Source organism: Streptococcus sp. 2022WUSS135 (genome assembly GCF_044427045.1).
Taxonomy (GTDB): Bacteria; Bacillota; Bacilli; order Lactobacillales; family Streptococcaceae; genus Streptococcus; species Streptococcus hashimotonensis.
In genome coordinates, this window is sequence record NZ_JAOTGL010000038.1 from 1 (window position 1) to 11750 (window position 11750).

Annotated in this window: 10 protein-coding genes and 2 pseudogenes; 10 read left to right on the forward strand and 2 right to left on the reverse strand. The window is 39.4% G+C overall.

Annotation, left to right across the window (positions count from 1 at the left end):
• Positions 1 to 633, forward strand: a pseudogene (locus ODU45_RS09160) (transposase); the annotation flags it as partial.
• Between the two features lie 156 nt (positions 634 to 789).
• Here ODU45_RS09160 and pepT read toward each other — a convergent pair.
• Both pepT and ODU45_RS09170 read right to left on the reverse strand, forming a co-directional pair.
• Positions 790 to 2010 carry a peptidase T gene (pepT, locus tag ODU45_RS09165; protein ID WP_398581178.1) on the reverse strand — a complete coding sequence of 407 codons (1221 nt, stop codon included), beginning with the start codon at positions 2008 to 2010 and terminating at the stop codon, positions 790 to 792.
• A 9-nt stretch (positions 2011 to 2019) separates the two neighbouring features.
• A complete protein-coding gene (locus ODU45_RS09170) occupies positions 2020 to 2835 on the reverse strand; it encodes a Cof-type HAD-IIB family hydrolase (protein WP_105148211.1) in 816 nt (271 codons plus the stop codon).
• 404 nt (positions 2836 to 3239) lie between these two features.
• Here ODU45_RS09170 and ODU45_RS09175 point away from each other — a divergent pair, with 404 nt between their 5' ends.
• The 9 genes and pseudogenes from ODU45_RS09175 (at position 3240) to ODU45_RS09215 (ending at position 11657) form a co-directional block, all read left to right on the forward strand.
• Entirely contained in the window at positions 3240 to 3710 is a 471-nt protein-coding gene (locus ODU45_RS09175) for an ATPase (protein WP_398581179.1), read from the forward strand.
• A 17-nt stretch (positions 3711 to 3727) separates the two neighbouring features.
• Positions 3728 to 3985 carry a hypothetical protein gene (locus tag ODU45_RS09180; RefSeq protein WP_029176618.1) on the forward strand — a complete coding sequence of 86 codons (258 nt, stop codon included), beginning with the start codon at positions 3728 to 3730 and terminating at the stop codon, positions 3983 to 3985.
• Between the two features lie 6 nt (positions 3986 to 3991).
• Positions 3992 to 5251, forward strand: coding sequence for a DUF2130 domain-containing protein (locus ODU45_RS09185; protein ID WP_172033356.1), 1260 nt, complete (start codon positions 3992 to 3994; stop codon positions 5249 to 5251).
• A 22-nt stretch (positions 5252 to 5273) separates the two neighbouring features.
• Positions 5274 to 8009, forward strand: a complete 2736-nt coding sequence (locus ODU45_RS09190; RefSeq protein WP_398581180.1) for an AAA domain-containing protein — start codon at positions 5274 to 5276, stop codon at positions 8007 to 8009.
• 10 nt (positions 8010 to 8019) lie between these two features.
• A pseudogene (locus ODU45_RS09195) lies at positions 8020 to 8343 on the forward strand (PAS domain-containing protein); the annotation flags it as partial.
• 40 nt (positions 8344 to 8383) lie between these two features.
• Positions 8384 to 9028: a hypothetical protein gene (locus tag ODU45_RS09200; RefSeq protein ID WP_105096070.1), complete on the forward strand. Its 645-nt coding sequence runs from the start codon at positions 8384 to 8386 to the stop codon at positions 9026 to 9028.
• 53 nt (positions 9029 to 9081) lie between these two features.
• On the forward strand, positions 9082 to 9960 hold the full coding sequence (gene truB, locus ODU45_RS09205; RefSeq protein WP_398581181.1) for a tRNA pseudouridine(55) synthase TruB: 879 nt from the start codon (positions 9082 to 9084) through the stop codon (positions 9958 to 9960).
• 34 nt (positions 9961 to 9994) lie between these two features.
• Entirely contained in the window at positions 9995 to 10918 is a 924-nt protein-coding gene (locus ODU45_RS09210; protein ID WP_398581182.1) for a bifunctional riboflavin kinase/FAD synthetase, read from the forward strand.
• On the forward strand, positions 10911 to 11657 hold the full coding sequence (locus ODU45_RS09215; protein ID WP_398581183.1) for a potassium channel family protein: 747 nt from the start codon (positions 10911 to 10913) through the stop codon (positions 11655 to 11657). The genes ODU45_RS09210 and ODU45_RS09215 overlap by 8 nt, the downstream gene beginning before the upstream one ends.
• The last annotated feature ends 93 nt before the right edge of the window (positions 11658 to 11750 follow it).

The window sequence follows — 11750 nt, forward strand, 5'->3', positions numbered from 1 at the left end:
TACTCCTTGTTTTGATGAGGCATTTGACCTAAACATCTGTCGCAAACAAACCAATGAGATGAAACACCTGTATCGGGACTTCCCTAATCAGTATCATTTTTTACCTAATAATGCCTCCTTTGACTTTCTGCCATGTTCTAGTCGAAAAAGCCCCCGACCAGCTTTTACGAACTTCATTTCCGAATGGTGCGTCTCGAAATCAAGCCTGGTTTCTTTGAAACTTTGGTGACAAATACGGATTATTCTCCAGAAAAATTAAAAGATCTCTATGCTTACAGATGGGGCATAGAGACCAGTTTTCGTGACCTAAAATATAGTATCGGTCTGACTCATTTTCACGCGAAAAAGAAGGAAGGGATTCTCCAAGAAATCTACGCTCGCTTTATCAACTTTAATGTTTGTAAATGGCTAACCTCACACGTTACCATTAAAACATCAAAGTTAAAACAGACTTATAAAATTTGTTTTTCAGACGCTGTTTATGCCTGTCGAAAATTTCTTAGAGCTGAACTCACTTCCTTCCAATTGGAAACTTACATTGCCAAACATTTATCCATCGTCCGACCCAATCGAACCTTCCAAAGAAAGATAAAAAGCAAGGTACCTGTAAGCTTCACTTATAGAGTAACATAATAGTTGAAAAATAGGGTTAAAAAACCTCCTTTTTGTGCGCCCTAAATAGAAAAACTATTCCCGTTTTGTCATGAACTGCTCAGACGGGAATAGTTTCTTTAGCTACTTAAATGCTTAACTTAATGACATTGGGCTTGAGCCCGGCCTCTTGAAATTTTATTTGTAAGAGACGATTCCGAGAATGACATCGACAGCTTTTTCCATGGTTTCGAGGCTGACAAACTCAAAGCGGCCATGCATGTTTTCGCCACCTGCGAAGATATTTGGCGTTGGAATGCCCATGAAGGAAATCTTAGAGCCGTCTGTTCCTCCGCGAACAGGCTCAATCAGTGGTTTGATACCTAGATTTTCCATGACGTCCTTAGCAATGTTGATTGGAGTCATATCTTTTTCGATGATTTTTTTCATGTTGTAGTATTGGTCATGTAGGTTGACAATGACACGAGGAGTGTCAAAGTTGGCATTCATCTTTTCAGCGATGTCCAGCATGAGCTGTTTGCGGGCAAGGAAATCCTCTTCCTCGAAGTCACGGATGATGTAGGTGGTAGAAGCAGTATCAACACTGCCTTCCATGTTCATCAAGTGGAAGAAGCCTTCATACCCTTCAGTTTTTTCTGGGCGGTCTGCTTCTGGAAGGGCATTGTGGAAATCAATAGCCATTTGGAAGGCATTAATCATCTGGTCCTTAGCAGATCCTGGGTGGACATTGCGTCCTAGGAAATCAATCTTGGCACCTGCTGCTGAGAAGGTTTCGTACTGGAGTTCGCCCAGCGGTCCACCGTCCATAGTGTAGGCAAAGTCCACATCGAAGTCTTCTACATCAAACTTGTCTGCACCAACACCGATTTCTTCGTCAGGACCAAAGCCCACACGGATTTCGCAGTGCTTGATGTCAGGGTTTTGGACTAGGAATTCAATGGCAGTCATGATTTCTGCAATTCCTGACTTGTCATCAGAGCCCAGCAAGGTAGTACCATCTGTGGTAATCAGGGTTTGACCGTGGTAGTTGGCAAGTTGTGGGAAGTCTTTTGGATGCAATTCATAGCCAGAAGTTCCCAAAGCGATTGGGTTGCCGTTGTAGTTTTCGATAATCTGCGGATTCACACCTTTTGCGTTGAAATCCGCCGTATCCATGTGGGCGATGAAGCCAATCTTGCGGGTCAAACTTGGGTTGTTGGCAGGCAGTGTTCCCACAGCAAAGCCGTTTGGTAGGTAGTGGACATTCTGTAAGCCGATGCGTTTCATTTCAGGCAGAAGGATATTCTGTGCAAACTCGACTTGGTTTTGGGTAGAAGGAGTGGTTGTCGAATTTTCATCTGAGCGAGTATTTTCTTTGACATAGACCAAGAAACGGTCTAAGAGTGTTGGGTATTTCATATTGTCTCCTTATTTGTTCAAAATATGTTTTTCAATAGCCTTGGCAACGCCGTTGTTTTCATTGGTGTCTGTGATGTCCTGGGCGATCGCCTTGACCTGCTCGTTAGCGTTGCCCATGGCAATACCAAGTCCAGCAAATTCAATCATTTCCAGATCGTTGTTGGCATCTCCCATAGCCATGATTTCTTCTGGAAGGATACCGAGGCGGTCTGCCAGTTTTTTCAAACCAGTGGCCTTGCTTGCACCGTTTGGTAAAATTTCCAACAGATAGTCCTGTGAACGAACGGTGGAATAGCCTTGGCTGAGTACAGGATTGTGTTGATTTTCAAAGGCATCAATATGCTCTTTTTCACCGACGAACATGGCTTCAAAGAAGCGATGCTGACCTGACTTGGCTTCTTTTAAATCAATTGGTTGAGGAGTCATTCCTACCAAACCTGCGTCTAAATTAACGCGTGCATTGGCTTTTTCTGCAAGAACGAAGTAGTCTTCCTCGTCAAAGAGAGAAATTTGCACATCATCATTTTCAATAAAAGTGGAAAGATAATCAATATCAGAGATAGATAGTTCTTCCCAGTCAATCAGGCTCCAATCCTTTGTCGAATGGGTTGAACAGCCGTTATTGACAATGATAAATTCTTCCTCGGTGTCAAAGCCGAGCTGCTCTACGAAAGGCTTCACACCAGCCAAGGGTCGACCAGTACAGAGAACAATCTTGACACCTGCTTCAACAGCCTGATGAATGGCATCAATCTGTGGCTGCATCAGCTCTTTTTTCTCGTTTAAGAGGGTTCCGTCCATATCAAGAGCGATTAGTTTAATCATATAAACCTCCTTGTTTTCAATACATCTAGTATAGCATAAAATGAGAAAGGAATGATTGAAATACTAAACTCTGTTCTATATTGTAAAATAAATTGGGTGGCGGATAGATGAAATGAAAGTGTAAAAAATAGAAGTGTTTCAAAAATGACAATGTTCATTATGTGGCAGGAAAGTCTAACATTGCTAGGGGATACAAAACATGGAGTATGAGCCATATAAACAAAGGTAAGGACTGTCTATGAAAGATTTTATAAAAAATAATTCAGATTTCAAGATACAGTTTTTCGATTCTCTGGAATGAATAGCACCCATGCTTGATCATGATTAAAGAATAGAGACAATGGAAATATCGGTTATGGACCAGTATTTTTTGGTATAATAGGGGAATAGAAGAGGAGTTATGTATGAAGATTAGTGTTCAGAAAGAGTCCGAGATGTATCTGTTAACTATTTCCTACACTGTTCCAGCTAGTTTGGCAGAAGCTTGGGACTTGTTGGCGACAGATAGTGGTTTTGCCCGCTGGTTTCCACAGTTAAACATTGTAGGAAATACGCTGGTTTTTGAAATGGAAGGATTCCGTGAAGTTATGGATTTACTGGAATACCGAAAAAATGAGAAAATTGCCTACACGTGGGATTCAGCAATAGTTTCATTTACACTGTCTCAGCTAGAAAATCAGACCTTGATTACTTTTGAAGAACGAATTCCAGAAGATTTTGGTAATGAATTTGCCAATGCTCAAAAAGACATGACAGGCTGGTTGGTGCAAAATGAATGTATCAAAAAAGTCTTAGAAGGTCAGGAGCCGCCTGTACGTCACCCCTTGCAGGAAAAGTGGAGGACTTTTCTGGAGCTTGAATTAGAAGGTCTGTGATTTGAAAGGAGGCTACTATGAAAAAGTGGTGGGAACAACTGAAAGAAGAATATTACGAAACACGATTTAATTCTAATGAAGATTGGATGGAATGGTTTATCAAACGGAAGATGACCTGGGGATGGAGATGGCCGACTGCCATAACGATTTTTGTCCTTTGGGCTCTATCACTTCCAGATGCTAGAAATGCGGTTCGTTTCTTTTATTTTTTATTGGCGCTGGGAGTAGCTACGGTTTTACATAAATTAATATCTTATTTGAAAAGAAGAAAGTGAGAGCATATGCATCAAATTACTTGCCCCCATTGTGGGACGGCCTTTCAGGTCAATGAAACAGAATATAGTCAGCTTTTAGCCCAGGTGCGTGGTGCGGAGTTTGACAAGGAAATCCATGAACGATTGGAGCGGGAACGAGAATTATTAAGCCAGAAGGCTGAAAATGATTTGCAGGCTAGATTGAGTGATAAGGATAAGGAGATTCTGGAACTGACCGCAAAACTTGATAAATTTGCTAGTCAGACGGAACTGGAAATCAGCTCTGCTATTTCCCAAAAAGACCAAGAAATCCAAGAGCTTAAGGCTCAGTTGGGGCAAATCGGTCTTGCCAAGGATTTGGAGTTGCAGCAGGCGGTAGCTCAGGTGGAAAAAGAGCGGGATGCGGCACAAAATGCTTTGGTTTTGCAGGAACAAAAGCAAGAGTTAGCCCTGGCGACCACTCGTCAGGAGTACGAAGTACGGCTCAAGGCGGCGGATGAGCAGGTGGAATTTTACAAAAATTTCAAGGCCCAGCAGTCTACTAAGGCAATTGGTGAGAGCTTGGAGCAATTTGCTGAGGCGGAGTTTAACAAGGTTCGCTCCTATGCTTTTCCACGTGCCAAATTTGCGAAGGACAACGAAGTATCAGCGTCCGGTTCAAAAGGAGACTTCATCTTCCGTGATTTTGACGAGTCGGGCTTGGAATTTATTTCCATCATGTTCGAAATGAAAAACGAGGCAGATACGACCAAGACCAAGCATAAAAACGCTGATTTCTTTAAGGAGTTGGATAAGGACCGTCGGGAGAAAAAATGCGAATATGCTGTATTAGTTAGCATGCTAGAGGCGGACAATGACTATTACAATACAGGGATTGTGGATGTTAGTCATGAATATGAGAAGATGTATGTTATCCGACCACAGTTCTTTATCCAATTAATCGGAATTTTACGAAATGCTGCGCTAAATAGTCTGCAATACAAGCAGGAGTTAGCCTTGGTTAAGGAGCAGAATATCGATATTACTCATTTTGAAGAAGATTTGGAAATTTTCAAGAATGCTTTTGCAAAAAACTATCAATCGGCCAGCAACAATTTCCAAAAGGCTATTGATGAAATCGACAAGGCAATCAAGCGAATGGAAGCTGTCAAGGCAGCCTTGACCACCAGCGAAAACCAGCTTCGCCTAGCCAATAATAAACTAGACGATGTCTCCGTCAAAAAACTAACCCGCAATAACCCAACCATGAAAGCCAAGTTTGAGGCGTTGAGGGAGGAGGAAGATTAAGATTGAAAGTGAGAGTGGAGATATGGTGAAAGATAGAAAAATAATTTTGATTGATGGAGAGGACAAGTCAGAAAATATCGAATCGCTTCAATCGATTCGTTACAAAGGGAAGCTCTACTTTGAAATTTATTTTAAAAATAATGTCCAACCTTATCGCTACAATATGCAGAGAGTTGAGGTGCTGAAGTTTTCCAAACAGTTGAATCCTTCAGAGATAGGAGTTTATAGAAGGCAAGATGGGGTTTTATTAAATAATATTGAGTCAATTGTTGAATTCAATGGAACGCACTCACGAGCTTATATCATCCGCTACAAAAATGGCACTGGAAAATTATATATGAGGAGAGACCTAGAAATACGGCAAAATGAGTTGACACATTCAAATAGTCGTCATGTTTTTAGTTATTTGACAGAACTATCTAAGCTGAATCCTCTGAGAAACTCTGGGACTGATCAATTGCTCTTGTTAAAAAGGTATGAGGAATTGGATTACGTAGACAAAACAGTTGCTTTAGCGAGCTATCTAAGTCCCAGTAAGAAGAATAACTTGCCGCTTCATGGGGAACTGATTTTCCCTTTTGGTTGCAATAATAGTCAATATAAAGCAACAAAAAATGCCTTAATAAATCAATTTAGTGTCATTCAAGGACCTCCTGGAACTGGTAAGACACAAACGATTCTGAATATTATAGCTAATATAGTGATACGGAATAAGACGGTTCTAATTGTTTCTAATAATAATGCAGCCATTGATAATATTTACGAAAAACTGAAGAACTATGGTCTTGACTTTCCCGTGGCTTACCTTGGAAGTGAAAAAAATAAAAATAATTTTATTCTCAATCAGTATAGTATGTACCCTGATTTTTCTTCGTGGAGATTAAAAGATAATGGTATGGAAAGTCTTGATAAGGAATTAAATGAAAAGATTCGTAGGCTTCCTCGTATTTTTGAAATTCAGGAAGAAGTGGCTAATCTGAGACAAGAACTCTCAGAACTAGAAACGGAATATCATCATTTCAAGGATTTTTTTGAGCACATAGATATATCGCCTATAGAATTAAACCTATATTCTGCTAAGAAGTTATTTAAGCTTTGGAATGAATTTGAGGAATTCTATAAAAAGAATAAAAGGTTAGGTTTAATTTTTAAGATAAAAAACTTTTTATTATATGGTGTTAAAAACTGGGAACTTTATAAACAAGAATTATCTGATTTGACAATACAATTTCAGAACCTATTTTACCAGCATAAACAAACAGAAATAAGGAATAAATTAGAAACTCTTCAAGAAGAATTGGTTCACTTAAATGGTACGGAAGTTTTAAACAATTTGACCAGTGATTCATTAAAGATTTTCAAAAATTTTCTAGTTAGTAAGTATGGGAATGGAAGAAATAGAGTACAGTTTACAAAGGAAGATTTAAGGGAACAATCGAAACGAGTTATTCTAGAATATCCTATTGTTCTTAGTACAACATTTTCATCAACAACAAGTTTAGGAAAGAATATTACCTATGATTATTTAATCATAGATGAAGCCTCACAAGTGGATATTACAACTGGGGCACTAGCATTATCCTGTGCTAAAAATGTTGTAGTTGTTGGAGATAGTAAACAGCTACCGCATATTGTCACAAAAGATGTCAAAGAAAGTAGTGCTCAGCTTTTCCATAAATATGGTGTTCATAGTGGTTATGAATACACAAACAGTTTTCTTCAATCGGTACTAAAAGTGATTCCGAATATTCCAGAAACGCTATTACGAGAGCATTATAGATGTCATCCCAAAATTATCAATTTCTGCAATCAAAAGTTTTATAATGGTGACTTAGTGATTATGACAGGTGATAAAGGGGAAAAAGATGTTCTTCAGGCTATTAGAACACCTAAGGGAAATCACGCTCGTGATCACTATAGTCAGAGAGAGATTGATATAATTCTGAAAGATGTTATTCCAAATTATGAAATCTATCGGGAGCGGACAGGAGTTGTCATGCCTTATCGAAAGCAGAAAGAGAAGTTGCAAGAGCAACTTGATGATTTGGAAAGCGATACAGTCCATAAGTTTCAGGGAAAAGAAAAAGATACGATAATCATCTCCACGGTTGATAACAGCATAACACGTTTTACGGATGATCCGTACTTACTAAATGTGGCGATATCAAGAGCTAAAAATAAATTATTTCTTGTCATGACTGGGAATGAGCAATCGTTAGATAAAAATATTAGTGATTTATTGGGATATATACAATATAATAATTTTGAAGTAAGAGAGAGCCCTGTATATTCCATCTTCGATTACTTATACAAACAGTATGAGCAAGAAAAGGAGGAATATTTTAGAAAACGAAAACGGATATCGCGATATGATTCTGAGAATTTAATGTATCATCGGATTAAGGAAGTATTTATGAGCGATGAAAAATATAATAGTCTAGATGTTATACATGACTATAAACTGCATAATCTTGTGAAGGATTTTACTCGACTAACAGAAGTGGAAGCGAAGTATGCAAGGCATGGAAATACGCACCTTGATTTTTTGATAATCAATAGACTTACCAAAGCACCTGTACTAGCTGTAGAAGTAGATGGATATGCATTCCACAAAGGTAATTCTAAGCAGTTTGAACGTGATATTATGAAGGATAACATTTTGAAAAAATGCAACATCCCCCTAATCAGGTTTAAAACAAATGAGAGTCAGGAAAAAGAAAAATTGATTGAAATATTGGATGGATTACTAGGAAGATAGCAATGAACATGATGGCATTTTCCAATATTATAATGACAGCCACCCTGTTGAAGACATGATTTTCAAACGTACTCCGAGCCAGATTGGACGTCATGTGGAGCTCTGCCATCCACCCAAAATCTTAGACAAGGTCAAGAAGATTTTTGAACTGCTCCGCACAGGGAAAAAAGACCAGGTGACCATGTGGTTCAAGTCCGAGAGTATGGGCAAGTTTGTCTATGTGGTCTATAAGGCCGTGCGTGATGAACAGGGAGAGTTTCAAGGCGTCTTGGAATACGTCCAAAATATCCAACCATTTTTTGAAATTGACAGCGATTTTCATCGGGAAATTTAAAGGTCCTCAGTGGATGATAGAGGAAAATAGAGGATTTTTTATGAAAAATTTGAAAGAAAAAAAGAATCAAGGAACAGTTATTCCGCTTGGAATAGCCAGTTTTAGTTTGTTAATGGGAGTGTCGTTATTACTGTTTGCAGGAACAGCAGGTGGACTGAATATTATTTTATCTGTACCGCCTTTAATCGTAGCTGGTCTTGGATTTTTCTATGTCAAGTATCGTAGGGAAACAACAATTAAGATGTACAATAAAATGTATGACAGGTACCCAGAATTACAGAATAATTTGCAATTATTAGTTGACAAGGCAGATTATTATGATTCTGCAATAGGGATAGTCGTTTATAAGCATCTCATTGTTAGCCTCAAAGATGGTATTAAGGTTTTCCATCTCGCTGAAGTTGTATGGCTTTACCTCCATATATTAAGGGGCGGCTTTGCCTCAATTTATTCTCAGACTTTAATGGTCGGTACAGTTTTGAATGATCGCCATACCTTGTTGAGCTTACCAATTTTAGGTACTTCCAGAGTTGCAGACCCTAACATAGAAAATTTATTTGAATTTATCGGTGCCAGACATCCTAAAATTATGTTAGGGTATACCAATGAAAATAACCAATTTTGGGGTGTTCTTAGGAGCGAGGATAAGAACCAAAAAACAGACTATTTTGATTTTTTACGATGAGTGATTGATACCGGACCGCCCACAAGAGCGGTCCTTTGTGTTATAATGAAAACATGATTTCAGGAATTATTAATTTAAAAAAAGAGGCGGGGATGACCTCGCATGATGCAGTTTTTAAACTCCGAAAGATTCTGCAGGAGAAGAAGATTGGACACGGTGGGACGCTAGATCCAGATGTGACAGGGGTTCTGCCAATTGCAGTCGGCAAGGCTACTCGTATGATTGAGTTTATGCAGGATGAGGGGAAAATCTACGAGGGAGAGATTATCATTGGCTACTCGACCACGACAGAAGATGCATCGGGAGACCTTGTTGAGCGGACACCGGTTTTGGACATAGCAGAGCAGGTAGTTGATGAGGCTATGGCTAGTTTTGTCGGTACTATTACCCAGATTCCGCCTATGTATTCTGCTGTCAAAGTAAATGGCCGCAAACTCTATGAGTACGCACGGGCAGGTGAAGAAATCGAACGTCCTCAACGCCAAATTGACATTTACAGTTTTGAGCGGACCAGCCCGATTGAGTTGGCAGATGACTGTGCACGTTTCACCTTCCGAGTTCGTTGTGGCAAGGGAACTTATGTCCGTACTCTTTCTGTTGACTTAGGGGCTAAGCTAGGCTACGCTAGCCACATGTCCAGCTTGGAACGAACTGGATCAGCAGGAATGGACCTAGCGGATGCCTTAACTTTGGAAGAAATTTCTTCGCTGGTAGCTGAAAATGATTTTTCATTTCTCCAACCTATTGAACGTGGTATCGGGGATTTACCTGTTGTAGAATTGAAAGAAGAGCAGGTGCAAGATACTACATTTGGTCGATTTGTAGAATTGAATGCAGAAGCAGAGCGCTTAGCAGGCTTTTATGATGGTCAGTTGATTGCTATTTTTGAAAAACGCAACCAGCTGTATAAACCGAGCAAGGTTTTGGTCTAAGAAATTTCTCAATAACTGTGATAAAATAGAAAACATGAACATTAGAACAATTAAAGATTATAGTGAATTGAATCAAGAGGAGCCGACGGTTTTAGTACTAGGCTACTTTGATGGGATTCATCTTGGGCACAAGGCTTTACTTGATCGAGCAAGAAAAGTAGCAGATGAGCAAGGTTTGACAGTAACTGTTCTGACCTTTCCAGAGTCACCTCGGTTGGCTTTTTCTCGCTTTAGCCCAGAACTTTTACTGCATTTGACAAGCCAGGAACAGCGTCATCAGTTATTGGAGAAATATGGTGTAGATCAACTGGTAATGACGCCATTTACTAGCGAATTTGCCAGTAATACTCCAGAAGAATTTATTGAGCGGTATGTTAAGGGTTTGAATGCACAAGTCTTAGTTGCTGGATTTGATTATCATTTTGGGAATTGCAGAGCAGATGTCAAAGATTTGACAGAGCTATTTGATGGTCAGGTAGAAATTGTAAGTGAAGTGAGCCTGGGCGGAGAGAAAGTTTCTTCAACTCGCATTCGTCAGGCTATCCAGTCAGGTGATGTCTCTCTAGCTAATCAACTTTTAGGTTATCCATTTATGACGGAGGGAATTGTTGTTCATGGAGATGCCAGAGGGCGCACTATTGGTTATCCGACTGCAAATCTGGCTCCTTTTGACCGTGTCCATTTACCATCTGAGGGAGTCTACGTCGCTGATGTCGAAGTAGCTGGAAAACGCTATCGAGCTATGACAAGCGTTGGGAAAAATGTGACCTTTGATGGAACTGAGATGCGGATAGAAGCCCATATTTTTGGGTTTGACCGCTTTATCTACGGAGAAAAAATAACTATTTTTTGGCTTGAAAAAATTCGAGATATGGTCAAATTTGATGGGATTGAAGGTTTGATGGAGCAGATGAAATCTGATGAGGAATTTGCCTTGCAATGGGGAAAACATGCTTAAACGATTAATTCGTCATCCTTTTTATGAGAAGGCTATGACCTACATAGCTGTAGTCTATGTATTTCTTATCGTACTTGAATTAATGGATGCTAGTATTGCCAATTCTAGTGGCTATCGGGTACTGGATTGGCTCCTGTGGTTTATTTTTGTCTGCGATTATTTTGCTCAGCTTTATTATGCGGATGACATACTTGAATATGTACAGGGGCATATGTTGGAATTAATTGCCATTATTCCATTTGATTCATTCTTCAGTTTTCTTCGCTTGGGAAGACTTGCACGACTCTTCAGATTGGTCAAAGTAACGAGAATATTTGCCCTGTCTAATCGATTCTGGGATACAATCAACAAGCTTTTGCATACCAACAGTTTATCCAAGGTATTGATGCTAAATAGCTCAGCAGTGCTAGTTTCAAGTGTCTTATTATCAGTGATTGAAGGAAAATCATTCTTCGATGCACTTTGGTGGTCCATTGTAACGATGACAACTGTAGGGTATGGAGATATTGTCCCCCAAGATACGATTTCTAAAATTATAGCCATCCTCTTGATGTTGGTTGGTATTTGTACTTTTGGTATGGTTACCTCCACAATAACTCGTTTTTTCTCTGAAACAGAGCGAGAAACGAAGTTGGATATCTTGATGGCAAAAATTGATGAACAAAACGAAACATTATTACGCTTAGAGAAAAAAATAGAATCTTTAGAAAAATTGGTAAATTCTCAAAGTAAGTTCTAGTTCCTGTCCTTCCAGAAGTTACTTTGAGAAAACTGCATAACACCAACAGAATTTAGTCTCAGACTAAGTTCTGTTTTTGCCTAAAGCTGCAGA